Origin of the sequence: Paraglaciecola polaris LMG 21857 (assembly GCF_000315055.1) — a bacterium.
GTDB classification, from domain to species: Bacteria; Pseudomonadota; Gammaproteobacteria; order Enterobacterales; family Alteromonadaceae; genus Paraglaciecola; species Paraglaciecola polaris.
This window is the reverse complement of record NZ_BAER01000011.1, coordinates 1-24,983: the sequence shown is the minus strand read 5'-3', so window position 1 is coordinate 24,983 and position 24,983 is coordinate 1. Positions and strand designations below refer to the sequence as shown.

Here is a 24,983-nt window from a genome sequence, read left to right as displayed (position 1 = left end):
AGAAGGATATATCGATTACCCTGCGGCATCGTAAAATAAAGTGTGTTTTAGAACTCACCGAAATTAGGTGACAAACTAGTCGTTACAGAGCCAGCTGATTTGCTGGCTCTTTCAATTTATGGGCTGTGCTTTGTTACTCTGACAGCTTGTTAACAGGTACAAGTGCGATACTTAAAATCTGCACCGGCTCAGTTAATATTTGATTTTTAACGTATGCATCTTCAACTATTTTTGTGCGGCGATTTTGCTGAATGTTATTAACGATTTCCATGCCATTTATAACGCGTCCGAATGCGGCAAACCCTTGGCCATCAGGGTTTCGTTTACCACCAAAGTCAAGTGCGGGTTGTGCGCCTATGCATATAAAGAATTCTTGTGTTGCGGTGTCCGGTCCCCCTCTGGCCATTGATAAGGTACCGTCTAAATGTTGAATGCGTGATAGAGCGGTCGTTTCGAGAGGAATAGGCGAAAAATCTACATGTTCGCTGTTTGCTCGCCCTTGAATAACCGAAATGGGCGGGGTCCCTTGATCGTTGTCTAAACCAACAACTCGATAAAAATCGCCACCACTGTATGCGGAGTCTTGTATATATGCGGTGAAATTTGCCACTGTGATAGGTGCCTTATTCGCATATAACTCGATGGTAATATTTCCCAGTGATGTATGGATAACCGCATGTTGAATCTCATTGTTAGCCGTATGTGCGCTGGCGTTATTTAACGCCAGTTGGTTAAATAAAAGCAGCAGTGAGATATATACCATGGGATTGAATTTGAGCACTGGGTAAATTCCTTTTTAGATTCAAGATATTAAAGACGATACTAATTCAAAGTTTATAAAGGGTAACGTATTCGGGGGATTATTATTAGCTTTTGATCTTGGCTGATAGGGGGTTGTTTTAAGCGCGTTTGTGAGCGAATGGACGTTAGTTATTTTATTCTGCTTCTCAGCTTTTGTTAAAGGCTGCCAATACTATTAGTAAAAGTCAGTATTGGCAGCATTTTAATGAGGCTGATTAAGGTTTTTATAAGAGAATGCAGTCGTTACGGCATAGACTTCATAACTTGGCTAAACTTGTTCTGGCCATTGACAACCCAACTGGGAGTAGCTTCACCTGAGCCAGCGTAACGCAAACTTGGGTGACTACTGGCAACATCTCGCAATACAGATTGCTGCTCGGGCGTAATATCGACAAAAAAGATATGCATGCCCTGACCGAGTAATTCTTGAAAGCGTTTGAACTGATAATTGGGTGTTTGTATGCCAATTAAGCCACCTTCCCATGTGCAGAATCCCAAGATCACCACAGCACAAAAAACAAATGGTACCCAGCCAACGGCCGTGGTGTGCCAGTCAAATAAGTATGCCACTAGTAAGATTAATATTGCCCCTAATACGCCGATTATGGCGCCTAATTGAGTGGAGTGAACCACGTCTTTTTTTAAGACGGCCTCGATAGCGTGTAAATGATGTTTCTCTAAGTCCGCATCATTTTCACTTAATACGTGAAACTGTGGCACGGTTAGACCGCTGTTGAGTAACTCCTCTTCAACTTGTCTAAGGTCTTCTAGATCGTCAGTGATGTAGTAATGTCTAAACATGGCGTTATCCTGTCTGTTAATTAATCACTTGTTAACTTTCTAAGTATAGCAGTGGCCAGTAAATGTGAATGGAAATTTGCTTAGCGGCTTTGGCATTGCGGTTTAATTTGCTCTGCGTAACTGATGTGTTCTGAGCTTAGGCTCTGGTATGATCCAAATAGTGTTACACATTAGGAAAGCGCGAATGAGTTTAATGGGGTCGGCGGTAGTATTTCTAGTAGCAGCTGTAGTGGCTGTTCCCATATTTCGAAAATTAAAACTGGGCGCAATCCTTGGCTATTTAGTTGCCGGGGTTGTGATTGGACCATCGGTAATGGATTGGGTGAACGATCCACAAACCATATTGCATGTCGCCGAGCTTGGAGTGGTTTTTTTGCTATTCATAATTGGCTTGGAGCTTGACCCCAAACAATTGTGGAACATGCGCAAAAGGATCATGCTGACGGGTGGTTCTCAGCTTGTATTTAGTACCTTGTTCATTGCACTGATGTGTTATTGGATATTGTCACTATCAGCGATAACCGCCGTTATCGTGGGGCTATCGGTTGCTCTGTCGTCTACTGCGTTTGCGGTACAATTGATGGAAGAGCACAGAGTGTTAAAAACACCACCTGGGCAGCAAGGTTTCTCGATTCTATTGATGCAAGATGTCGCCGTTATTCCGATTCTTTTACTTGTAGAGAGTTTATCCGCAGAGGAAGTGGCAGCAGGTCCGGCTTGGTGGGTTAGCGTATTAGCTTTGTGTTTAGTGCTCGTTGTGGGGCGTTTTCTAATTAACCCGTTTCTGAGTCTAATTTCACTTTATGGTAATGCAGAGGTTATGACGGCTTCAGCGTTATTGATCGTAATTGCCACGGCATTAGGAATGCAAGAAGCAGGACTTTCTATGGGGATGGGGGCATTTGTTGCAGGCATTCTACTGGCTAACTCAAGCTTTAAGCATCAACTCGAAATGGAAATCGCGCCGTTTAAAGGCTTATTTTTAGGTCTGTTTTTTATCGCGATCGGGATGAATTTAAATTTGGCGCTTCTTGTTGCTGAGCCATTATTCATTTTAGGTGCGAGTGTATTGCTTGTATTAGTAAAAGGAGGCGTTATTTTCACGATACTTCGCCTCGCCAAACAGAATACGACAGACTCGGTACGCATCGGTTTGATGTTGTCCCAAGGGGGGGAATTCGCGTTTGTAGTCATGTCACAGGCTGCAAGTACTGGTGTGGTTGATACGATTATTTCGCAACAGGTAACCCTTGTTGTTGGCATATCTATGGCACTGACGTCACCTTTGGTCATTTTGCACAGTATTTGGTTTAACAGTAAAAACTGCCCAGCAGTTTATGACGTAGAACCTAATGAAAAAGAACCCCAGGTGCTCATTGCTGGATTAGGGCGCTTTGGGCAGGTGTCAGCCCGTATTTTAACCGCAAATAAAATCCCATTCATTGCGCTCGACAAGGATCCAGAGCAGATAGATTTTTTGAAAAAGTTTGGCAGTAAAGTATTTTATGGCGATGCTAGCCGCTTAGACTTATTGCGCACCGCAGGGATAAGCAAGGTTAAAGTATTGCTCATTGCGATTGATAATGAGCAAGAAGCATTAAAAATTGCTTATCTCGTTCGTGAACACTTTCCTGATATTAAAATTATTGCCCGTGCGCGCAATCGAATGAGTATCGTTAATTATGCTAGGGCGGGTGTGCACACTTATGTTCGTGAAGTATTTCCTGCCGGTTTGGACGCAGCAAAGTTACTCCTGCAAGAATATGGCTTTGACCAAGAAGAAGCGGTTCGAACCGTTGAGCTATTTGCTAAACATGACAACAGGCTGGTACAAGTCAGTGCGAATAAAAACTTTAACTTACAGCAAATGATCGATATCAATGAGCAGGGAAAATCAGAATTACAATCCCTTTTTGAACGCGATAAAAAAGGGATTGAGCGTTAGTTAGAATTGATAGCTAAAGCTTACTGTAAGACGAGAATCGGTTAAATCCCGGTTAACGTCTTCTGTTTCACGGCTAACGTAACGGGCTGATACATCCATACTCAGTTGACGGCTTAAACTACGATTGAAGCTAGCAGTGAAATTCATAGTGTCGTTAAGTCTCTCTGAATCACTGTAATTGATGGTTGAATAACTAGATGACAAACCAATCGTATTACGTCTATTTAATTGATATGACAATGATAAAGCGGCCGTGTTAGTAGTTTGCTCGCGATTAGACTCTAAATACTCTGTCGTATTATAACTTAAGCTAAGTGCTGCCTTTAATTTACGTTTATCATAGCCAAAATTAATTCGCCCTGATTTTCGGAATAGCGTTTCATCGGTAATATCTGTGGTAAAACTATTTAAACTTCTAAATTCCTCGCCTGCTTGCAAAACATAATCAGCTGACGAAGGCTGAAAACAATCGGCAAAGTCCACTGAGCCGATAGGGCAGACAAACAAGCTGCTCGGTCCTTCACTAAAACTCAGACGCGAATAAGACGTGACATCTTCGTTATATGATGCTGACGTGCTAAAAGATTTCAATTTATAATCTAGGTTGAATGAATAGGCATCACCGTAAAAGCGTTTGCCGTAAGTAAACTGCATTGCAGTGCGATTAGAAAACGCCCATTGGGTGTTTAAACCAATATAACGTGTGGAGGTATCTCCTTGCTCTAATTCGTTATAGGTAATCTCTATACTATTTTCATCATGGGGTTGCCAGAGAAAACCAGCACCATAACTGGTGGTATCTAAATTCTGACGTTGACCACTAAACCCACTTTCATCTAAACCGTATTCGCTATTCGAGCCGACTAAAACGAATGAAACATCCCGTGCGATATCGACGCCAACCCGGGCATTTGAAAGGGTAGACGAAAAATCCTGGTTACTGTCGCGCTTAGTATCGTAATACTGAGTGGCTAATAAAAATGTAAACCCAGTTACGTTTCGTCCCTGGTATAGCTGAGCGTTGAAAAAAGTGTTTTCTCCATCTATTCCATTGGTACCGGTTAGCGTCTCATCTGAGCTCGTTTTTGAGAAGCCACTTTGTAATGAAAGACCAACGGTTTTTGGATTGGGTATCAAGAAACTTAACTGAATTGCGTCATTAGCGGTTTTCGTTAACTCTCCACTGGATAAAACCTTGTCGGCTATTAATCCTTGGCTAGCATCTATCGAGCGATAGCTACGATCACCATTAACCGATAACGTGAGCACTTTATCGATTATTTGTAACGAAGAATTGTAATTAAATTCGGTAAAGTTTTTATCGGTGTTGGGTAGATCACTTTTTTGCTCGACTGTGGTATTTTCTATCACAAATGCTGCGGTCGCATGACGCCCACTATATATAGATACTAATTTAGGTAATAGTGAAACCGCTACTGTGCCGTCAGAAGACCCTTGGCCATTCTCAGTATTATAGTAGTATCCTGATGTGGTAATTGAAGGACTAAATTGCAACTCACCAGCACGTGTTGAATTTGAACTTCCACAAGCGATTGCTACTGCGATAAGTATTTTTTTACGTACTAATGTTGTTGTATTAAATGGCACTAATTAGCTCCCGCATAGTAATAACCGTACCCTGTTCCTTTACGGTTAACTTTTTGTCCTTTGTTAACCACGAAACCTATGGCCATCTCAGGATTTAAATGACTGACGGCTTCTTGAATGTCAGATATCTTGGTGGATGCTTCTTCCGCTACAACGATTGCTTGTCCCGCTAAATTGGCTAAAATTGCGGTTTCATTGATCCCGAGTAGAGGTGGAGTGTCGACAATCACAATCCTATCGGGATAACGATTAGCAAACTCCTGTACTACATCATACATTTTTTCACTGGCGAGTAATTCCGTCGATAAGTGATGTGATTTCCCAGCTGGAATGACGCGTAAATTGGGGATATTGGTCTGGCACATTACTTCAGAAATATCCGATTTTTCTCCTAATAAATATTCCATCAAGCCTTGTTGGTTTTGCAACTCTAAGGTGCGCATCACGTTGGGTCTGAGAACGTCAGCATCGACTAATAAAACAGTAATGTCTTGCTCTAATGCAATGCTTAACGCCAAATTAACCGCGGTGAAGGTTTTACCTTCTCCTGGCCGAGAGCTGGTAACCATAATAATGTTGCTATTGTTTAAGGATTTAGAAAGAGGACCGAAGGCGTTATCAATAATTTTGCGTTTAATAGCCCGATATTCTTCGTTGATTAATCTACGTTGAGCGCTAGTAGAAACAAAGCCTTTTTCTTCCATTTTTATTAAATCAATTTCAATGCTCGCTGGAGCCTGCAGTTTGCTTGAATGAATAGAGTCGCTCATTGATGATGGGGATTTTTGAGCTTTTTCGAGGCTATTTTTTACTGGTTCATCTGCCGTTTCCTGTGCCTTTTTATTTTTTTCTTGTTTGGAAAGCGCGCGTTCAATCGTGTTCATGCCATTATCCTCGATAACACATCGATCTGTAGGATTTCAGTCGCCATCAAGGCACTGTAAATCAGTAAGATAAAACCAGACGAAAACATAAAGACCATGATACGTGTTCGATTGACTTTACGAATTTCCTTCACATTTAAATGAGAAACCACACCCAAAATAGGATACGAGGTCAAAGCCGTAAGTTGATTTCCTCGAATGAGAATAGGATTGAGTTGACTGATTAAAAATGCGACTCCTAAACCAGCAGCAAAACCAATGAAAACTACCGCTGTGTAGCCGATTAAACGATTCGGTCCGCTTGGCGCTAACGGCGCTAACGGAGGATCAATGACTCTGAACTGCACATCCTCGGAAGATACATCTGCTTTTTGGGCCAGATCTGCAGACTCGCGGCGAGATAACAGCTCCTCGTACTTACGTTTTGTAATACCATAATCACGATTAAGCGCGGTGAATTCGGCTTCAACTTGAGGTACTAAATCAATCTTTTGTTTGATTTCTTCAATTTTACGTTGATAGTCATCTCTTCTTACATTCAACGAAGCGATAAGGCTCTGCAAACGAGATACCTCGATGCGGATCTCTTTTGAAAGTCCACCTAACGAACTACTCGGATCTTCGCTAGATACATTGGCTAAGTAACTGTCTATTTCTTCTTGACGAGACTTCTGTAATGACTCCAGTAAATGTTTAGTTTCGATGACATCTGGGTGTAAATCGGTGTATTTAAGTGATAGCTCATCAAGTCGTTCCTCTAAATTTTTAATACGAGCATCGTAGCGTGTCGTGAGTACGGAGTTTGAATCAGACGGCGATACGGCAAAACTATCTGTTTGCGAATTTTGTCCACCTTGTCCGCCAGATAAAGCCTTTATCTGCTGTTCAGTCTCTCTGATGGTTAATTCTGTTTGCTCAAATTGGCTTTTTAATTCAGTGTAATTTTGATAAAAACTGCCACTTTGAGGCAATAACGAAGCGTATTTTCGTTGGAAATCAGCAACACGCTGCTCGGCAGAAGATAGACGGTTTTCATAGTCTGTAATTTGTTCTTCGATAAAACGACTGGCAGAGTCAGAATCTTTTCTTGAGCTACCTAATGCCCCTTCCACAAATAAATCTAAGGTCTCTTGCACAACCGTTTTGGCCATTTGCGGGTCGCTATTTGAATATGCAATGGTATACAAATTATCACGTCCCGCTGAGCGCAGCGAAATGTTGTTAGTCAGTTGCGAAACCATATTTTCATAGTCGTCAGGCGTGAGGGCGGTCACGTCAAGATCTGATTCCCGCGCGATAATTTCTAGATTGGGTCGACTGAGTAATGTTTTTACCATCATAGAAATTTCTTGTTGCGGGTTAGTTTGTATGGCCAAACCACGCAACAGGGGTTGCAAGACTGAGCGTGTATCAACGTAAACACGTGCTTGAGATTGGTAGGTATCTGGCATCGATGCAACGTAAGCGAAGCCCAAAGGACAGATTAACCAAGTGCAAATCATAACGTAGCGCTTTTTTACCCAAACACCCTTAAGGTAATCAAGCAAAAGCTCAATCGTTTTCTGTAAATCTTGCATTTAAATGTCCGTATTTTTATCGACTAAAACCAAGCTTCAGGAATAATAATAATGTCGCCGGGCAAGATATCGATATTTTGCGCTATATCTCCATCACGAATAAGTGAGTCAATTTTGATAGCAAATGTCTTCTGTTGGCCATCAATTGTGCGTATTAGCTTAGCATTGTCACCGGCTGCAAAACTGGTTAAACCACCAACGGAAATCATTAAATCTAACAGTGTCATCTGTTGCGTGTAACTGATTGCGCTAGGATTAGTGGCTTCGCCAATGACCCTAACTCGCTCACTTAACGGGCCTGCGAAACCAGTCACACTGACTGTGACGCGAGGGCTGTTGATGAATTTCCCTAAAGATTCTTCAAGCTCACGAGCTAAAGTCGAAGGGGTTTTTCCTGTCACTTCAATATCTTCTACGAGAGAGGTCGTGACTTTACCATCTGGGCGCACGATAAACGTACCTGATATATCAGGGTTTCGCCATACGAATATCGACAGGGTATCGCCAGGACCAATTAAATATTGGTAATTGCCCACTGAAGTAGTCAAAGAAGGGTAGGTTGAAGCATTTGGGAGGCTACTGTTACTGCTTGAGCATCCTGCTATGGTTAAAATTGATAGAAATAGTAAATTGAAGAATGCTATTTTGTTAGTCTTCATGTAAATTGTAGCTCCGTGTGTTGAACTCATCGGTCATCAATGTAACAAGATTTAGACTTATTTCAAAACATAAAATAATGAACAATAATAAAAAGTTAGTCCATCTCAACTACTTAAACTAATTTGAGAAACAGTAAATGATTAAGTCGTTACAAATAGAGGATAAAGATTAATGAGTTTTGTTAATCGAAAGGAAGTACGGCGTTCGAACATATTGATGATCTTAGAGGCATCAGTTGTAGCGTATATTTTGTATTTAACCTTAGGTATTGTGAGTGATATTACGTCATCTGCGATACCTGATGCGGGCGATGTATCACTTTATATCGGTCTGTTTACTTTTTTAGTGATTGTGTCGGCACTTTCTGTTGGCTTGTACGAATCTAAACTACGTGAAACATTTCGCGGTATTATCAGGCGTATATTCGTTAGTGTTGCACTGGGGTATTTCGTTATGGAGATACTGGGTAACACAGTATTAACCTATATCGATTTACATCATTACTTTCTTCCGATTGCTGCAGGCCTGTGTATTGTCGCCTTGGTTATTTTTCGTTATTTCATTAATCGCTTAGGTCTTCTTGGCCTCGGGCAAACGAAAATCGTAGTTATTGGAGCCGGCGAGCGGGCATCAATTATCGAAAAACGCATGCGCAGGGAAGTCGATCGCTTTGGCTTCGAACTACTAGGGTTTGTACCTATCCCAGGTGATAATCGTGAGGAAGGCATCCAAAACGAAAAATTAGTACATGTTAAAGTCGACGAAAATTTTCGTAATTTCATCACGGATAATGACATTGATGAAGTGGTCATTGCATGCGACCAAAGACGTGGCACTTTACCAGTAGAAATATTGTTTGATTGTCGATTACGTGGCGTTGAAGTCACTGATTTACTGGATTTTATGGAACGTGAAACTGGGCAAATTGTAGTTAATCTTATGTACCCTAGTTGGGTGATTTACTCTAATGGTTTCAATTCACAGAACTACCTTAGAGATGCTATAGACTATGGCTTGAACAGTATTATTGCATTTATCGTGTTGATGCTGGCTTGGCCGTTTATGTTACTAACCGCGATTGTCATCTATTTTGAAGATAATAGTGGTGCGAAAGCATCAGTATTTTATAAACAAGAGCGTGTAGGCCTTAATGGTAAGTTATTCAATATCATTAAGTTTAGAAGTATGCGCCCTGACGCCGAAAAAGACGGTGCTAAATGGGCGACAACCAATGATGATCGTGTTACTCGTGTTGGTCAGTTTATTCGGAAATATCGTATCGACGAACTTCCACAGTTACTAAATGTATTTCGAGGTGAAATGTCATTTATTGGTCCACGTCCAGAGCGTCCGCAATTTGTTGAGCAACTGATTCGCGAAATTCCTTATTACAACCAAAGACATAATGTCAAACCTGGCTTAGCTGGCTGGGCACAGCTTAATTATCCTTATGGTGCCAGTGTCGAAGATTCCATGGAAAAGTTAAAATTCGATTTATATTATGTTAAGCATCAAAGTTTAATGTTGGATATTCTTATCTTAATCCGAACCGTTGAAGTTGTGCTATTTGGCAAAGGGAGATAATCATGTCAGGGAATGTGTTAAACGCGATGACAGTGGACGTGGAAGACTTTTTTCACGTTTCTGCATTCGAATCAGTCATTACGCCTGAACAATGGAAAGATTATCAACCAAGAGTTGATAAAAATACGCGTACATTGCTTGATATGTTTGCTAAGCACAACGTTAAATCAACGTTTTTTGTTTTAGGTTGGGTAGCCGAGCGGTATCCGGAGTTAATTAAAGAAATACACGCTCAAGGTCATGAAATTGCTAGCCATGGATATGCCCATAGACGAGCGACGGAACAGACCCGTGAACAGTTCACTGCTGATGTTACCCGTTCTAAAGATCACCTCGAAGATCTTCTGGGTGAGAAACTAACGGGCTATCGAGCGCCGAGTTTCTCTATCGGCTATGACAATGAATGGGCATTTGAAGTATTAGCTGAACTAGGTTTTCAATATAGTTCTAGTACATATCCAGTGAAACATGATTTATACGGCTCGCCAGACTGGCCGCGTTTTGCCTACATGCGTAAAGAAGGCATTATTGAAATCCCTATTCCTACACATAAAGTGATGGGGCGGCAAACACCTATTGGGGGAGGCGGCTATTTCCGTTTGTATCCCTATACTTTAACAAAAACTCTAATTAGTAGTTATCTCAAGAAAGAGAAGCAGCCTTATTCTTTCTATTTTCACCCATGGGAAATAGACGCTGATCAACCTCGTATGGTTAATGCCCCCCTTAAATCTAGGTTTCGACATTACGTGAATCTCAATAAAACCCAGGGGAAGCTGGAACGTTTACTCAATGATTTTTCATGGGGAACCATGAAGGATGTATATAATATTTCGGCTAAATAACCAGATTATGGGAAAAGAAAGGAGTCTTTCCAATGAGTGATGCTAATGTGAATTATTCCCCCATACGCCATTCGCAATCGGGTGTCATAGCATTGCTGCTTATCCTAGTCATATGGGTGCTCATATTTTGGCAGGGCCTTGTGACTGCGTTAGATATCTGGCTCATCTCTGATACATTCAATCATTGCTTGTTTGTTCTTCCCGCCAGTGCATATTTTATTTATCAGAAACGAGAACAACTTGCGTTATCAGCGATAAAGCCTAATTACTGGGTATTAATTCTCTGTATTGCTAGCTCGGGGTTGTATGCAGTTGGCTTATCAGGTGGTGTACAATTATTTATGCACATTGCTACTTTTACCTTTTTGCCCTTTAGTGTGTGGTTTTTGTTAGGTAATGAGCAAGCAAAAAAGATTTTATTCCCGCTGTTTTTTATTCTCTTTTGCATTCCCATTGGTGAAGAGTTAATACCTACGCTACAAGAGGTTACAGCAGATCTTTCTGTGATGATGTTGCAGTGGGTGAACGTACCTATTTATCGAAGTGGCTTGTATATTGAAATTCCTGAAGGACGCTTTCTGGTAGCTGAAGCGTGTTCTGGGATCAGCTTTTTTATAGCCTCTATAGTCATAGGTTGTTTGTATGCCTATATGAACATGCAATCGACTGTTCGTCGAACTGCCTTTGTATTGATTTCGATTTTATTCCCGATTATTGCTAATGCCATTCGCGTTTTCGGTATCATCTTAACTGGCCATCTGACTAATATGGAACATGCCGTTGGCGCAGATCACCTTATATATGGATGGGTATTCTTCAGTTTTGTTATTATTTGTTTGATTGCCTTAGGTGAATTGATTCGAGAAAAGTCATCTGAGCTAATACCTGAGGCATCATTTTCTCCTGTGCATGTAACATCGAAAAGTGATTACGTTAAAGCCTGTGGAGCTATTACAGTATTGATGATCATGGTTTTCGGTTGGTATCAAGTTATTCAGGGGCAGTTATCCTCTGGTACGTCACCTCACAAGCTCAATAAATTGCTGATACCTAATAGTGTCGTTGCAACTAATTGGCAGCCAGAATTCGTTGATTATTTCGATAAAAAACAAACAAGCTTTGATTACAAAGCAAAACAAATTGATTTATATGCAGTTTGGTATCCAAAAGGTCATGGAGAGCTCGTAAGCTATGCCAACCGTATGTACCTTGAAGATTCTTGGACACTCGAATCTAGCTATTCAGCGAACTCACCTGATGGAGAAACGCTCGAAGTCAGTCAAATCGTCAACTCTCGCAGTGTTCGCCTACTTGGTTATTGGTATATGGTCGATGGTAAGGTTTCTAGCAATAAAAACGTTGCGAAGCTTTATGAAATTTACCAGATCATGCTAGGGCAGCATACCGGCAGTGGTTTAGTGATGCTTTCAATGGAAAGCGAATACAGCACTTTAGAGCAAGATAAGCGGTTGTTTAACGAAATGCTGGTCGAGAAGTTTTTGCTCATTAATCAGGTTTTCCCCGATTAACATGAACAGACATTTTAGTCTGATTATTAAACGCGTTTACCATTGCGTTTTATTTTCGCAGCGACAATAAATAAAGTTCATCCGCGGTAAGTATATTTGCTGGTTCTTTTTCTCGTTTGTTGCCTATAAGCGAAGCTTTAGCTCCATCACGTTTTCGGATCGGTTTGTTGGTTATATTGTCGACGATGACCGCATTTACCGTTTCGCTAAAGCGATATTCGATGGCGTTTGGATAACTGTGAGCGAAATAAATCCTGTTATCTAATATTTGCGTATCTGGGGATTGTTCTAACAGTATTCCTACATCAGCGCTTGGATCGTTATTGTCCTGATGCACGATTAAATTATTAATAATTACACCACCAGAAGCCGGTTTTCCTTTTAGACCGAATCCAATGCCCCTGTCGCAGTCAATAATGGTGTTGTTTTCTACTGTGTTATTGCTTGCACCATTCCAAAAATGCACAGCGAACTCTGCCGGACGTTTACTGGGGCTGGCGATATCTCTGAAGCGATTGTTTGAAACTACCCATCCACGTGCACCGTGAGCATCGATTCCACCTATATAAAAGTTAGGACCTATACCTTTTGTATATTTAAATTCACAATTATCGACGATGCCATAGTCACTGGTATGCTTAGACGCTTCGCTAGAAGATACTTTTACCAGTTGTTGAAAGCTGTCCTGCAAAATACAGTTTTTTAAGGTAGGAAAGTCAGCGTTGTACTCCCCTGATATTTGAACCAAATGATTACCCGCGTCGGAAAGCGTAATTCCATCTAGGATGAAATTTTTTGCCGTGACACTAATGATATTTTCTATTTGTGGTAGAGAGCGCATCCCTAAGCCGATAATGCGAACCTCATTGGGAGCTGTGGGGTCACCTATAAGGCTTATATACGGGCCAGAAACCACTAAGGCTTTCGTTAATTGATACGTGCCACGGGCAAGCCTGATATCTGTTTTACCGCTGTGATTAGCTTTGTCTAGTGCTAGGTACAACTCGGATACATCAGAAACGTATATTTTTTTGCGAGTACTAACATCATCTTGAGCGCGAGCAAGCAGTGGGGAAATTCCCAATATGACTACGAAAATATATATTCGAACATTGTAAAAAACGCTAGCTAGGTACTCTCTCATCAATGAGTCCAATTTGTGTTTAAAAGTTAATTGCCGTTTAGTGTTTTCATGACATAGTCGTATTGATTCACGTCAATTCTGTTGTTCGGTTTTCACTAGCATCACTATTTAGGTGGAGTTTGCGTAAGTAATAAACGTTGTATGCACAAGCGACAAACAAAATACACCACATAAATATTTCAGCCCGCATTCGATTGAGGAATGTCATGGTAATCACGAAGGTTATTAACATGGACTCAATGCATATTACCTTGAAGTAGTCTTCTAAATGGTTTGGCGCATTGAGTAATTTTTTACATTTTTTTGTCATCAGAAAGCTCGTTAAAACGATCATTAACATTGTAAACAAGCCCAAATAGCCAGCTTCTGATAATGCTTCAAACCATGAAGAATGAACGGCACGGTTGCGGCTTCTCCCCGTATTTATGTTGCGCGGGATATATAAAGGAGCATTAATTTCAAATCCACCACGGCCTAAACCAAGCGGATGGTCTTTGGCCATGTCCCATGCGGCAGCCCAAAAAACCATGCGAGTTGCGCCTGTTTCTCGGTTTTCGACCACTTCGGATTCCTGGGAGATGGAATATATTCGTTCTATAGTACTTTTATCAGCAACATAGATCAGACTGGCTAACCCTGCAAATGCTATAAAAATCACCGTAAGCTTTTGATTTTTACGTTGCACAGGGGCAAAAAATAAACGCCACATGAAATAAGCGCCTCCTGCGGCGAGACCCAGCATAGCGCCACGACTATTGATTAAAGCAAGGGCGTTGACGATAAAAGCTCCCGCTACAATAAACGGTAGCTTGTGCTTAATTAGATTGTTGCGCCAAAAGTAAAATAAGCAGGCTACCGCTGCAGGAGCTATCGCTGCTGCAACACCATTAGCGTCTGGTGAATCAACCATGCCAATTCCTTCTACTCTGTCACCGGAATTTCTACCTACTTGGAAGATGTAATAGCCTAGGTAAGCTGCACCTGCGGCATAGCCGTACAACATATAGTCCAGTGCTTTAGGGCTATTACAAAGCTTAAAAGCAATGCTCATAATAATGGCAGATTTAATTAACGGAACTAATGCCTCGACGTGATAGCTCGGAAAAGCTGACCAGATATATACGGCGCTATAGATAGCGACGAAAAAATACAGCCAACGGAATGAAGGAAGCTGTGTCAATTTATTTTTCTGCGCGTCAGGCCAGTTGACAAGTAAAATAATCGCCATAAATACAACAGTAAAAAAAGAATAGCCTAAATCAGGTACATTGGAACCCCACCAACGATTCTTAGGGTTAAAGAAATATATAAGCTGATACAGTACAAAAGCGAATATCGGGGCGTGGCGAAATGACAGTAGAAAACTACCAATAAAACTGCTTAAAAAAAGTAAAACACTGATCATTTTTTACCTAACTTACTAATTGCTTTTAATAAAATACGGTTTGTCATAGTATTCTCACTAAATTTCATGTTAAAAGTGACTATAATGACGAGCTAACGCATTTTGACACTAAATGAATTTTAAATGAATGAAATGATAAAAAACTTGTTCGATTTTCGACTATGGTTAACGGCGTTAGTGTTAACCTCTTGGTCTAGTTATGCAGAAAATACCATTAATCGGCCTCTATTTGAGCTGACGCCAAAGTCGGTAGAATATCTTGGAGGCTTTAGGTTACCGCTCACTACCAAGGGAGTGTCGAGAATAGCCTACTCCCAAGGAGTGATTGCATTGCGACCTTCTAAAAATTCTTTTTTTATGGTCGGACATGCTCAACATCAGGCTATTGCAGAGTTCGAAATTCCTGAGATTAATACAACGAAAAAGATTGGTGAATGGCCCTTTGCTATATTTAAGCAGCCTTTTAGTACTTTATTTCCCTGCGCTAGTTCAAGTAATCCACAGAAAATAAACCGTGTTACCGGTATGAGTGAAATCGAAGGTCAATTAGTGGTCAACGGTATGGAATACTACGATGCAGATGCAAATGTGCGAGATACGACACTTATCGTCAGAGAGCCTGATGATTTAGAAGAAAGTGAAATAGACGGATTTTTTCAGTTACAAGGTGCTGCGCATGCGGCGGGTTGGATTAGTAAAATACCGCAAACTTGGCAGAAAGATTTGGACTCGGAATACCTTGTTGGCAATGCGAGTACATTGCCAATTAATTCACGATTGAGTATCGGCCCAAGTGCTTTTACCGCACATTTTTGGGGGGTATTGAATAGTGAGGACAAATCGGGATTGATTCTTACCACCGATCTGATGGATTTTAGTCTTAAGCACCCGATTGTTGAAGACCAATATAATGAATCCCTCAAGAATAATCTTTGGACCGAACTATCCTCAGCATACTATGGTTTTATCATACCGCGCACTTCGAGTTATCTTGTTATTGGTAAGTCAGGTGGACATAACTCGGGCATCGGCTACAAAATAACCCAAGATGAAGGTAAAGGTAGAAAATGTGGTGGCCCTTGTTCACTCAAAGCGGGAGATAGTTATAACTATTTTTGGTTATTCGATGTTGATGATTTCTTATCCGTTAAAACAGGTAAAAAGCAACCATATCAAATACGGCCTTATCAATACGGTTTTTTCGATAAGTCGAATACGAATCCGTATATTATTGGTGCCGATTATAATATAGAGAAAAAGTTACTTTATGTTGTTTTTGCTAATGAAGATAAATTTCAAAGTGAGTACGAAGCCGCTCCGGTCATACGAGTTTATAAAATACACACAAATTAACGAGATTTATAAAACTAACGGAATACCGTTTGCCTAGGTAAATAGTTAACCTTTAAAAAAATCATGCAGACAAAGTTTTGGGATTTATGTTTGCTTATGCGACAATATTCAAAAATAATAATCGGTTGCGCAGTCAGGGTAGGTTTTATTTCCCAATCGGGACTCCTCAGCGACTCCAAAGCTTTTAGGGTTATTCAGTAGTAACTCATTAACACTAAATTAGACCCAATACATATGAATATCGTTGTACTGTCTCACCGAGTTCCTTACCCGCCGAATAAAGGGGAGAAAATTCGAACGTTTAACCAAGTAAAATTTCTTGCATCTCTAGGCCATGAGATTCATTTGTTTTCACCCTATGAGCACGACGAAGAATTAAGTCATTTTAGATCTTTAAATCAGCAAAGCATATGTCAGTCTGTTTCATCTTTCCCTTTAAGCGCTAAACCATTTCGAATGTTAAAAGGCTTGCTTACCGGTAAATCTCTTAGTGTGACTAATTTTTACACTGAGCGTTTGCAAGCCGACTTTGACAGCTTTATATCGAGTCATGAAATCGATGCCATTATCTGTAGCGCATCTTCGATGGCTGAATATATTTTTAAAAGTGAAGTTTTGATGTCTGCAGTAATGAACCCTCTGTTAATCATGGATTTCATGGATGTAGATTCTGACAAATGGGCTCAGTACCAACGAGGCAGTCGCTTGCCTATGAGTTGGGTTTATCACCGAGAACATATGCTGGTGTCTAAGTTTGAACGCCAAATAGTCAGTAAATTTGATGTTTGTTATTTGATAGCTCAAGCAGAAGTTGATTTATTTAAACGTCACGTTGCTGATGTAAACAATGTTCAAGTACTCGGAAATGGATTAGATACCAAAACCTTTTACCCACCTAAAACCAAAATCGTGAACACCGAGCCAGTTATTTTATTCACCGGGGTGATGGATTACAAACCTAATGTAGATGCCGTTGTGTGGTTTGTAGAAAATTGCTGGCAACAGATCACCGAAATATATCCAAATGCGCGATTCATTATTGCTGGAATGAGCCCCAATACCGAAGTTATAGCATTGAAAACCAAACTCGGCGTCGAAGTTACAGGTTTTGTGGATGATATTTTACCTTATTACCATGCTGCTGATATTTTCGTTGCGCCATTTCGGCTTGCTCGTGGTGTACAAAATAAAGTACTGCAAGCATTCTCTTGTGCATTGCCAGTAATATCGACTTCAATGGGAGCTGAGGGTATTAATTGCTCATCAGGCAAAGATATATTAATTGCGTCAGATGCGTCTGAATTTATTGAGCAAATAGTCTTCTTATCCGAAAACCCTGGTCAGGCTGCAGATATTGGCAAACGAGCCTTACGGTTAATAGAACAGCAGTACTCTTGGGAAGGGCAATTAAGTCCTATTGTTGACCTTTTAGCATTAACAAAGGAAATCGATGAAACAAATTGTTAAGCGCATACTTTATATTATTTGCGCGCTGCTTATTTCCCCCCTCACTCTGATTTGTCTCATGCTTGGTGTAGTGTTAAATAAGGACGCAGTATTTACCAGTTTTAGTCAGTTTCTGAGCTTATTACCAGGTAAGCTTAGTGTCTATTTGCGCGCTGGATTTTATCGTTTCACATTGACGTCGTGCAGTCCAGACGCGGTGGTTTCATTTCTGGTGTTGTTATCGCAACGTGACACAGACATAGCCAAAGGGGTTTATATAGGACCTCAGTGTAATATTGGTAAGTGTAGTATAGGAAAAAATACTCTTATCGGAAGTGGTGTGCATGTTATGAGTGGTAAAGGGCAACACAGTTTTGATGATTTGTTCGTGCCTATTAAGGATCAATCGGGGACCTTCGAAAAAATTAATATTGGCCAAAATTGTTGGATTGGTAATGGTGCTATGATTATGGCAAATATCGGGGAAAATAGCGTGATAGGGGCGGGATCGGTAATCATTAATGATATTCCACCTTATTCAATTGCAGCGGGAAATCCCGCTCGAGTAATTAAAAGTAGATGTTAAAAAAATATTTCGAGCATTTCCACTATACATCACATGGGATAACAAGAGCGTAACAGACATCTGTGTTTAACGGGTGAACCTACCGATATATAAAAAGAGTTCTTTAAGCCCTACTTACATAAAAACGAACCGTTGTATAATAGCTAGGTTTCAGCGCTCTCAGAGTATAATACTTCACTGCAGATGACTTATCATCAATATTAGGATGTATCGATAATGAATATAAAATTAAGGATTAACTTGTTGCTCAACCGTATCATTGAGTTCATTAAGTACGATTATAATCATCTCAAGTATCCCTTAGTCGTCGCTTGTCATGGTGTGATTATCGTACTTCAGAAAATAAATAAACACAGTTTAGCATTCAAAGTCGCGAGCAATATTTATCGGAGTGGGTGGGCTGGTAGCGATGAGCTGGGCGCACTGATCGCGCAATATTACTTTAAAAAGCATCCTCAATTAGGTCAGGAAGTTAGTCGCCAATTCATTAATGATCTACCTGCTCTAGATAACACCGAAAAGTTTTTTAAGCAGCCAGAAACCATGTTAGATGGCATTATCACTGTGTTGAAAAAACCTGATGGTGATGAAAAAGGTGCACTGATCATTAATTATAGTTACTACTTTCCATTGTTTTTACGTTTTTTTGATGTGGAAAAAGTGACAAGGTCGTTCAACATTATTTTAGAACCAAGTTGGGCGGGGTTTTGTGAAGAAAATATCCTCGCTTATACATTGGTAAAAGCACCGGTATTTCTTCAAGTTTATGAAAAGCGAGACAAACATTTTATTGAGCGGTTAGATTGCAATCTCATTCCTATTGAAGTCGGTCCTAGCTGGTTTATCAATCACAATAACTTCGTGCCACCTGTTTCGGGTGAAAGAGATATTGACATTCTTATGGTAGCCGCTTGGGCTAAATTTAAACGTCATGGTGCATTTTTTAAAGCGATATCCCCGTTGGTAAAAAGCAAGCCAAGACTGAAAATTACCTTGGTAGGTTACCCCGTAGATATAAGCAAAGAACAAATAGTTGATCTGGCGGTGCTAAATGGTATCGAGAAAAATATAGAAATATTTGAATGGATCACTCCTAAAGAAGTGTCGGAATTGCAAAAAAGGGCCAAAGTAAACGTATTATGGTCGAAGTTTGAGGGAAACAATCGAGCTATTATTGAAGGCATGTTTTGTGGGACGCCTGTTATTATGCGCAAAGGTCACAATTATGGTGAGCATTACGACTTTATTAATCCGAACACAGGATATTTTGCGAGCGAAAGTGACTTCCAAGAAGTCTACGAAAAAATTATATCTCGTGAACATGAGATGGAGCCAAATGTATATGTTATGCAGAATCGTAACAGCCGGGTAGGCACTGAGATTATGGGGAACGCGATTAAGAAATACGAACTATCTAACAATCGCCCTTGGCGTTCTGATTTAGCTGTAAAGGTAAATGATTTGCATGGGATGGTCTACTTAGACAGTAACTCGTCTATTTACGAAGACAGCTATAAAGAATTGACAGAATGTATATTACCTATTGCACACAACTAAATTATAGGCTTTTGATATTGATAGTTGATACATTTTTTTGATTTAAAATGATAAATAGATGAAGTATGCTTTTTTCTTCTTATATTATAAGGAGTTGAAAGAATCATATCTAAAAAAGGTTTGAAATTTCAATGTCACTTACCGCTAAAACCGTAAATAGCATTATTTATACAGGTTCTACAAAATTAGTACAAAGAGGATTAGGCGTAATCAGTATGCTGATTCTGGCTCGGATTTTGACGCCAGAAGATTTTGGTATCGTTTCTATATGCACTCTCGCTGTTTTTCTTTTTAACTCATTAGGCGATGTAGGCGCTAAACAATACATTATAAGAATACAAGATATTGATGATGATATATTAAACACCGCTTGGACGCTCAATATAGGTATTAAGCTAAGTCTATGGTTGTTTTTTATTACGTTTTCCTCAAATATTGCCTCCTTCTTAGGTAAACCCGAAATAGAGACGCCGCTGCGCTTTCTATCTCTTATTCTAGTTTTTGGGTGCCTAGGCAATCCCGGCGTTTGGATTATGTCCCGTAATCTAAATTATAAACCGTTATTTAAAATAGATGTGACTTCCAAAATATTGTCATTTATAACCGTGTTGATTATCGTCTATTTTGAGCGAACATATTGGGCAATGTTAATAGGGGTTGTGTTGTCTTACTTATTACCATGTATATTTTCTCACTTTATTTGCAGCCATAAACCGCGATTTAAACTAGTGAATATATCTCAACAGATGAAATTTTCTCAATGGGTGGTTGCTAACAGTATAGTGGGGTATGCGCGAGGGGAAGGTGACTCGGTGTTAGTTGCGAAGTATTTTAATCTAGAGATGATAGGTATATATTCCATGTTTAAAAATCTATCCAGTATGCCGTTAACACAATTAATCGCCCCGGCTACAGATCCTTTATTAGCAACTTTTTCAACTACAATCAGAGAGAAAAACTTTCAAGCCTATCAGCTGAATATAGTATTGCTGATGTTGCTCTCGCTAGTAATTCCCCTAACAACGTTAATGGTATACTTTAATCAAGAAATCGTTTTATTGTTTTTGGGTGATAAATGGGGGAGACACGCTTATATTTTTTCAATTTTGGCTTTCATGATGGTTCCTGGCGTGATTTTTAAAGTGCTTTCTGAATATATACTTGCTGAAGGGGGCTATAAGCCAATTGTGTATTATCAATCTTGCATGACAGTGTTAACGATCGGGATTTTATATACCATAATAGGTAGTGACCTTGAAGAATTTGCAATTACTCGTGTTTTGATAGCCGTTTTTAGTTTATTCATCTTTACGTCATATTTTCAAGTTCGTTATGGTTTCTTCAAATTAGCTGACTTGATTTTATTTATGTTACCGATCATTGCATCATCTTTAGCATTGCTTACTATAACTGCATTTGAATCAGATTCAATACATTGGCTTGCTAAACTTATATTAGGTTGTCTCATATTTTTTATTATTTATTCAATAGCGTTACTTGGGTTGATATTTTTAAATAAACGTCGCTATGAATGTGTTTTATTTTTGTCTTATATTGCAGGGGTTAAAAGGTTTCTAAAGATTTAATTTAGTACCTTCAATAATAAGGTTTAAGCAGACTCTTTGATTACTCTTTTAAAAACCAAGAGTACCACTGTAGCTTATAAAAATTAATAATTAGGGTATCGCATGGATACAAGTAAAAAAAATTATGATGATTTCAAAGGGAGCATAGCAATTGGCCCTCTAGTTGGACTCCCTTCAAGTAATTGGGTTGGAGTTGATATTGCCAATCACCTTTTGAATAATGGAATAAAAGTTGAAAAGTTTGGCAGTTTCAATACACAAATAGAAGCTGACTGTATTATTTTGGTTAAATTGATGCCAAAGATAGATTGGTTGATTGATAAGATTGAGCGAGGAGTTAAAGTCATTTATGCTCCTGTCGACATTTTTCATTCTAAGTATGTTTTTTGGCGTTACAGAAATCGTTTGAAGTTATTTTCTGGTTTCCTTATTCATAACGACAAAGTGGGTGAGCTAATTTCTAAGGTCTCTGATTCCCCACAATTTTTTATTGAGCACTATCTGAAATACGAGTTAGATAAATGTAGCGATTTTACTAAGGTTAATGAGCTTTTATGGGTAGGGCATTTGGAGTACATTCCGAGTTTGCTTAAGTTTGTAAAAAAAATCAAACCAGAATTGAAAATACGAGCGTTATCTGATTTGGAAAAACTGCCGTATTACGAAAATTATTTAGATAAAAGCTTAAGAGAAATTGATTGTAAATATTCAATAGAAAAAAAGTCTGATGACGGAGTGTATATCTCAGGCGTTTTCATTGAACAATGGTCGGAACAAAAACAAGCAGAACTAATGCAGACTTGTATTGCCGCTTTTGATACCAAAATGAATTCTTTCGCGCATAATTTGAAGCCGCCAACGAAGGCACAAAAGTTTATTTACAATAAGATCCCTTTCGCTTGCTCTGAGCATTCTTTTTCGTTTAAGTATTTCGAACAAAGAGGTCTTAAAGTAGCAAAATTGGATGAATTAAGTTATTTAGTGTCGGATGACTATCGACAGAATGTGAGTGACTTTTGTGATGCTCAAAAGTGGCGAGTGAACATTGACAGTGTGGCATCAAGTTACCTACATGCTTGTGAAAATTCGACCCCACCGCCTTATTACGGTAAGACCTATTTATATCTAATGGATGCTGGGTATTTTATCGTTTATTTTTCATTACGGGTAATGGATAAAATAAAAACAGTATTTAAGTTGAATAAAAATAAAGGGTAAATTAATGATCGCATTTATTATTGCATTTCGACATCCAGATTCCACAAACGATTATAACCATGTTGTTCAACTACTCAAGGCAACTCTAGAATCGTTACTCAATCAAACGAATGGCGAATTTAGAGTCTACATTGGTTGTAACGTGGAGCCGAAGCTAGATATATTAGATCCTAGAGTTCGGTTTTGTGCTATTGATTGCCCACTACCAAGCAATCGGAAGGAAGTGCTATTCGATAAAGGGGTAAAACGAGCATTTGCCATACAGACCGCAAACGCTGAAATCGTTCCGGATTATTTATTTCTTTTAGATGCGGACGATCTTGTTAGTAATGATTGTGTTGAATACTTATATCAACAGGATTGGAAAAATTCACCTGGTGGATATTGGTTAGAGCGCGGGTATCTATTGGATATGTTCAATAGAAAAGCGCAAGAGAAGTATGGATTTAATAGGTATTGTGGTAGTAGTTTAATTCTCTCTGGGAAAGTGTTAACCAACGCGTTATTTTGCGGAGCATCAGAAAATCTAAAAGTGACGACACATTCAGCATTTTTAAAGGCTTGCGATCCATATGTTCTTGAGCAAGTTCTTGGTGACCATATTGCTGTTAGACGTTACATGGCATCCTTAAATTATCCTTTACAAAAAATAGTACGACCATTGACTTGTTGGAAGATAAATACAGGCGAAAATGAGTCTAAAACAAAAATTCCATTTGGTAGCAGAAAAATGAATCTTGAATTTTTAAAGCGATTTTCGATAGCTACAAATTCAGCACGAGATACATCAGTTTTAGAGCTATTAGCTGAAAGAATTCGATTTTTTAAATCATGGATTGCGAGTGCTCGAGCTAATCTGAAATCTTGAAAGTTTACGCTATAAAGTTATGATATTGAGCTTTTTAAATATAGCGACATAAAATAATGGCCTGCAGTCGAAATTGAGAAGTATATAGATTATGAAAAGTATTGGTAGAATGAATGATGCTGAGCAAAAGAAAAAGATAATATTTTACGGCGCGTACGATAGGTATAATTACGGTGATAACTTAATGCCAATTATATTTCAATTTTATATTGAAAAGTATCATCCACTCCTTTTAAATGATTATAAGATTGAGTATTGCGCAATCGGTAATTCAGATCTTTCTAGATATACCTGTTTTAAGACAACTAAGATTGCTCACCTCTTAGATTCAACGCCTGACGACTCTCTTTTAATCGTAATTGGTGGTGAGGTGTTGTGCGCTACTAATCTCACATTGTTAACGCACATGCAAAATACGCGTTTTTCTCATGCCATTGTGAAAGCGGGTAAGTACTTGCTTCGTAGACATTTGAATGTATTGACTAATAAGATATACGGTACTCGTTGGGAGTTCCCTTATGTCCCACCGAAGAGCGCATTTAAGAATAGGATAAAACTCGCTTTTAATACGGTAGGTGGTGGCATATCAGGCCTTTCTGTCAAGAACGAAACAGATGTAAAGAACAGGTTGAAATCTGCTGATTATATTTCTGTTAGAGATAAGCGAACACAGCAAAATTTAAAAAGTACAATTAATGCGGCCCTTTACCCTGATTCGGTATTTTTGATTTCGGAGTTAGTCAGTTCCGACTTTTTAAATAAAGAAATTAAAGAGTCCATAAAAAACGTTAAAGATAAGCCATACTTGTGTTTCCAGGCATCACCTCATAAAGTGGGAGCGGATGAGACTGAAGTAGTCGAAGCGTTAATTCAGATCGCAAAAATAAGGAAAGAAAAGGTTGTGCTCCTACCGATAGGTTACGCATCAGGGCATGACGATTTGCAATATTTAAAAAAAATCGAAAAAAGACTCGATGGGGAAGGACTGCTTTTACAAAAACTAAATGTATGGGAAATAATGTATATCATTAAAAATGCCAAGCTATTTATTGGAACTAGTCTACATGGAATTATTACGGCGATGGCGTTCAACGTCCCTCATTTTGGGCTCAATCCTAATATATTCAAAGTAAATAGTTTTTTACAGGATTGGAGCATTTTCCCGTTTAATCGCTCCTTGCGGTTGGAACAGATAGTTAGCGCCTCGAGTGAAGATTTCTCCTTCTACGGTCAAGAACTTCAGGCTAATAGCGTTAAGTTAGGGGAACTGGTAAAAGAGAACAATTCGAATATAGTTAAGCTCTGTCAGTGAGCTAAGCTGCCATGTAAGCGTCAGTAATTTTAAACGTTTCTATTTTACTGACGCCTAAATTGAAATATTAACTTGAGTCTTTTAGGGCAGTAAGGCAATACTCTAATCATAAAAAATTCTGGGGGTTAGAGTCTGATGTATGTAGTGGTCAACTAATTCCGGACTGTAAAATAGGTTGGCTCTCTGCTTTTGCAGGAGCCAGCCCGTTATTGAATGTGTGTGGCCGTTGCCAATTGTAGTAATCCATCAAGTAACGGCTGATATCACGCTTTAC

Annotated in this window: 20 protein-coding genes and 1 pseudogene; 12 read left to right on the top strand and 9 right to left on the bottom strand. The window is 39.3% G+C overall.

The features are described from left to right. Window positions 1-133: 133 nt before the first annotated feature. Together GPLA_RS00860 and GPLA_RS00855 are read right to left on the bottom strand one after the other, a co-directional pair. Window positions 134-781 (bottom strand): peptidylprolyl isomerase, encoded by a 648-nt coding sequence (locus GPLA_RS00860; RefSeq protein WP_007102901.1) that lies wholly within the window; start codon window positions 779-781, stop codon window positions 134-136. Window positions 782-1,044: 263 nt separating this feature from the next. Then, entirely contained in the window at window positions 1,045-1,602 is a 558-nt protein-coding gene (locus GPLA_RS00855) for a hypothetical protein (RefSeq protein WP_007102900.1), read from the bottom strand. A gap of 184 nt (window positions 1,603-1,786) precedes the next feature. Between GPLA_RS00855 and GPLA_RS00850 the strand changes: the two genes are divergently transcribed. After that, entirely contained in the window at window positions 1,787-3,547 is a 1,761-nt protein-coding gene (locus tag GPLA_RS00850; RefSeq protein WP_007102899.1) for a monovalent cation:proton antiporter-2 (CPA2) family protein, read from the top strand. Here GPLA_RS00850 and GPLA_RS00845 read toward each other — a convergent pair whose 3' ends face one another. The 4 genes from GPLA_RS00845 to GPLA_RS00830 are packed head-to-tail and all read right to left on the bottom strand — an operon-like array spanning window position 3,548 to window position 8,275. Further along, on the bottom strand, window positions 3,548-5,155 hold the full coding sequence (locus GPLA_RS00845) for a porin family protein (protein WP_007102898.1): 1,608 nt from the start codon (window positions 5,153-5,155) through the stop codon (window positions 3,548-3,550). Beyond that, complete coding sequence (locus GPLA_RS00840) at window positions 5,155-6,039, bottom strand: XrtA-associated tyrosine autokinase (RefSeq protein ID WP_007102897.1); 885 nt, start codon at window positions 6,037-6,039, stop codon at window positions 5,155-5,157. Before GPLA_RS00840 ends, GPLA_RS00845 begins: the two co-directional genes overlap by 1 nt. Further along, window positions 6,036-7,616 carry an XrtA system polysaccharide chain length determinant gene (locus tag GPLA_RS00835; RefSeq protein ID WP_007102896.1) on the bottom strand — a complete coding sequence of 527 codons (1,581 nt, stop codon included), beginning with the start codon at window positions 7,614-7,616 and terminating at the stop codon, window positions 6,036-6,038. Before GPLA_RS00835 ends, GPLA_RS00840 begins: the two co-directional genes overlap by 4 nt. A gap of 23 nt (window positions 7,617-7,639) precedes the next feature. After that, window positions 7,640-8,275: an XrtA/PEP-CTERM system exopolysaccharide export protein gene (locus GPLA_RS00830; protein WP_040513679.1), complete on the bottom strand. Its 636-nt coding sequence runs from the start codon at window positions 8,273-8,275 to the stop codon at window positions 7,640-7,642. A 172-nt stretch (window positions 8,276-8,447) separates the two neighbouring features. On the opposite strand from GPLA_RS00830, the gene GPLA_RS00825 reads away from it, so the two are divergent. Genes GPLA_RS00825 through xrtA form a run of 3 tightly spaced genes read left to right on the top strand, consistent with a single transcriptional unit; the run spans window position 8,448 to window position 12,234 of the window. Beyond that, window positions 8,448-9,860: a TIGR03013 family XrtA/PEP-CTERM system glycosyltransferase gene (locus GPLA_RS00825; protein ID WP_007102894.1), complete on the top strand. Its 1,413-nt coding sequence runs from the start codon at window positions 8,448-8,450 to the stop codon at window positions 9,858-9,860. A gap of 2 nt (window positions 9,861-9,862) precedes the next feature. Then, window positions 9,863-10,705 carry an XrtA system polysaccharide deacetylase gene (locus GPLA_RS00820; RefSeq protein ID WP_007102893.1) on the top strand — a complete coding sequence of 281 codons (843 nt, stop codon included), beginning with the start codon at window positions 9,863-9,865 and terminating at the stop codon, window positions 10,703-10,705. Between the two features lie 32 nt (window positions 10,706-10,737). Next, window positions 10,738-12,234, top strand: a complete 1,497-nt coding sequence (xrtA, locus tag GPLA_RS00815) for an exosortase A (RefSeq protein ID WP_007102892.1) — start codon at window positions 10,738-10,740, stop codon at window positions 12,232-12,234. Window positions 12,235-12,283: 49 nt separating this feature from the next. On the opposite strand, the gene GPLA_RS00810 is transcribed toward xrtA, so the two are convergent. Together GPLA_RS00810 and GPLA_RS00805 are read right to left on the bottom strand one after the other, a co-directional pair. Beyond that, window positions 12,284-13,318, bottom strand: a complete 1,035-nt coding sequence (locus GPLA_RS00810; protein ID WP_007102891.1) for a right-handed parallel beta-helix repeat-containing protein — start codon at window positions 13,316-13,318, stop codon at window positions 12,284-12,286. Window positions 13,319-13,445: 127 nt separating this feature from the next. Further along, entirely contained in the window at window positions 13,446-14,606 is a 1,161-nt protein-coding gene (locus tag GPLA_RS00805; RefSeq protein WP_226993021.1) for an O-antigen ligase family protein, read from the bottom strand. 300 nt (window positions 14,607-14,906) lie between these two features. Here GPLA_RS00805 and GPLA_RS00800 point away from each other — a divergent pair, with 300 nt between their 5' ends. The 8 genes from GPLA_RS00800 to GPLA_RS00765 all read left to right on the top strand — a co-directional run bounded on the left by GPLA_RS00800 (window position 14,907) and on the right by GPLA_RS00765 (window position 24,709). After that, complete coding sequence (locus tag GPLA_RS00800; RefSeq protein WP_007102889.1) at window positions 14,907-16,136, top strand: hypothetical protein; 1,230 nt, start codon at window positions 14,907-14,909, stop codon at window positions 16,134-16,136. Between the two features lie 234 nt (window positions 16,137-16,370). Continuing rightward, a complete protein-coding gene (locus GPLA_RS00795) occupies window positions 16,371-17,603 on the top strand; it encodes a TIGR03087 family PEP-CTERM/XrtA system glycosyltransferase (RefSeq protein WP_040513676.1) in 1,233 nt (410 codons plus the stop codon). Next, window positions 17,587-18,168 (top strand): acyltransferase, encoded by a 582-nt coding sequence (locus tag GPLA_RS00790; RefSeq protein WP_007102887.1) that lies wholly within the window; start codon window positions 17,587-17,589, stop codon window positions 18,166-18,168. The genes GPLA_RS00795 and GPLA_RS00790 overlap by 17 nt, the downstream gene beginning before the upstream one ends. Before the next feature lie 216 nt (window positions 18,169-18,384). Next, complete coding sequence (locus GPLA_RS00785; protein WP_040513675.1) at window positions 18,385-19,725, top strand: glycosyltransferase; 1,341 nt, start codon at window positions 18,385-18,387, stop codon at window positions 19,723-19,725. Window positions 19,726-19,856: 131 nt separating this feature from the next. Then, on the top strand, window positions 19,857-21,311 hold the full coding sequence (locus tag GPLA_RS00780; protein ID WP_007102885.1) for an oligosaccharide flippase family protein: 1,455 nt from the start codon (window positions 19,857-19,859) through the stop codon (window positions 21,309-21,311). A 102-nt stretch (window positions 21,312-21,413) separates the two neighbouring features. After that, complete coding sequence (locus GPLA_RS00775; protein ID WP_007102884.1) at window positions 21,414-22,529, top strand: hypothetical protein; 1,116 nt, start codon at window positions 21,414-21,416, stop codon at window positions 22,527-22,529. A 4-nt stretch (window positions 22,530-22,533) separates the two neighbouring features. After that, window positions 22,534-23,397 carry a glycosyltransferase family A protein gene (locus tag GPLA_RS00770; protein WP_007102883.1) on the top strand — a complete coding sequence of 288 codons (864 nt, stop codon included), beginning with the start codon at window positions 22,534-22,536 and terminating at the stop codon, window positions 23,395-23,397. Window positions 23,398-23,488: 91 nt separating this feature from the next. Beyond that, window positions 23,489-24,709, top strand: coding sequence for a polysaccharide pyruvyl transferase family protein (locus GPLA_RS00765; protein WP_007102882.1), 1,221 nt, complete (start codon window positions 23,489-23,491; stop codon window positions 24,707-24,709). Window positions 24,710-24,857: 148 nt separating this feature from the next. On the opposite strand, the pseudogene GPLA_RS23390 reads toward GPLA_RS00765, so the two are convergent. Next, window positions 24,858-24,983: pseudogene (locus GPLA_RS23390) on the bottom strand (IS3 family transposase); the annotation flags it as partial.